Source organism: Asticcacaulis sp. AC402, from assembly GCF_000495835.1.
In the GTDB taxonomy this organism is placed as follows: domain Bacteria; phylum Pseudomonadota; class Alphaproteobacteria; order Caulobacterales; family Caulobacteraceae; genus Asticcacaulis.
Genome location: NZ_AWGC01000063.1, coordinates 1 through 1242, shown reverse-complemented (window position 1 = coordinate 1242; position 1242 = coordinate 1). Strand labels below are relative to the sequence as shown.

The window sequence follows — 1242 nt, the reverse complement described above, 5'->3', positions numbered from 1 at the left end:
ACGTTGGACACCGTGCCGGTATTGGCGACGTTGGCCAGGTTCAGCGTGTCGGCGCCGGTGCCCAGATTGACCGTGCTGCCGGTCAGGGTGGTGGCGAGCGTGATCGTGTCGACGGCGGTGCCGCCGGTGATGGTTTCGGCGTTGGAGACCGTCGCCGAGTTGGCGAAGTTGCCCAGGATCAGGCTGTCGGTGCCCGCCGCCAGGTCGATCGTGCCGGCGGTAATGGCCGCACCCAGGGTGACGGTGTCGGCGCCGGTGCCACCGGTGATGGTTTCGACGTTCGAAACCGTCGCCGAGTTGGTGAAGTTGCCGAAGGTCAGGCTGTCGGTGCCCGCCGCCAGGTCGACGACGCCGGCGGTCATGATGGTGCCGAGCGTGATCGCGTCGGCCGCGGCTGCACCGGTGATGGTTTCGACGCCCGAGACGGTGCCGGAGTTGGCGACATTGGCCAGGGTCAGGCTGTCGGTACCGGTACCCAGGTTCAGGGTCATGCCGGTGAGCGTCGTGGCAAGCGTAATAAGGTCGGCGCCGGTGCCACCTGTGAGGGTTTCGGCGTTGGAGACCGTTGCGGTGTTGGAGAAGTTGCCGAGCGTCAGGACATCGGTGCCACCGGCCAGGTTGATGGTGGCTGCCGCGAGGGCTGCGCCGATGGTTATGGTGTCGACATCGGCATTGCCGGTGATGGTCTCGACGTTGGACACCGTGCCGGTATTGGCGAAGTTGCCCAGATTCAGGACGTCGGCGCCGGTGCCGAGATTGATCGTGCCGGCCAGGGCCGTGGCCAGGGTGATGGTGTCGACCGCGGTGCCGCCGGTGACGTTTTCGACATTGGACAGGGTGCCGGTATTGACGACATTGGCCAGGGTCAGGCTGTCGGTGCCCGCCGCCAGATCGATTGTCATGGTGTTGGCCAGGGCCGTGCCAAGCGTGATCGTATCAGCGCCGGTGCCGCCGGTGACGGTTTCGGCGTTGGAGACCGTGGCGGAGTTGGTGAAGTTGCCAAACACCAGGCTGTCGGTACCGGCCGCCAGATCGACGACGCCGGCGGTCATGATGGTGGCCAGGGTGACGGCGTCAGCCGCCGTGCCGCCGGTGACGGTTTCGACATTGCTGATCGTGCCGGTATTGGCGACATTGGCCAGGGTCAGGGCGTCGACGCCGGCGCCCAGGTCCAGGGTCATGCCGGTCAGGGTGGTGCCCAGGGTAACGGTATCGGCTCCGGCGACGCCGGTCAGGGTTTCG

At 66.6% G+C, this 1242-nt stretch carries 1 protein-coding gene; it reads right to left on the bottom strand.

Features of this window, described 5'->3' with window-relative positions:
* Positions 1-1242: hypothetical protein (locus ABAC402_RS40505; protein WP_031236137.1), on the bottom strand; the 1242-nt coding region annotated here is incomplete at both ends.